1 rRNA gene is annotated in these 341 nt (G+C 47.5%); it reads right to left on the bottom strand.

Going from position 1 to position 341, the window contains the following annotated elements:
• Positions 1-265: 265 nt before the first annotated feature.
• Positions 266-341, bottom strand: a 5S ribosomal RNA gene (rrf, locus tag DDR33_RS27060); the annotation flags it as partial.

Below are 341 nucleotides of genomic sequence, written 5' to 3'. Positions count from 1 at the left end.
TTATGCCGGCTGTCTGTAATACCAGTTTTAATAATGGTAATATGACAGGTTATTGAGTTATCAGCGTTTATAGATGATTCATGATCGCCAGACCAGGAAAAAGGTAAAGTTTTGCTGTGTAAAGATCCATGAACTTCCCCCGACAGAAGCCCTCCGGATAATGCCTGTCCCATCCCCAGTTCGCTTTTCCTGCCCGGCCATCCCCTGCGTTTCTGGCATAATACAAAAAAAGCCCGTCAGTTTATCACTAACGGGCTCTTGTAAAGGTTGGCACCGACCTACTCTCCCACGTGTTACCGCAGTACCATCGGCTCTGGCGGGCTTAACTTCTCTGTTCGGAA

Source organism: Pararcticibacter amylolyticus, assembly GCF_003130405.1.
GTDB classification, from domain to species: Bacteria; Bacteroidota; Bacteroidia; order Sphingobacteriales; family Sphingobacteriaceae; genus Arcticibacter; species Arcticibacter amylolyticus.
Note: the sequence above shows the minus strand (reverse complement) of the source record. Positions and strands in the feature narration are given on the sequence as shown.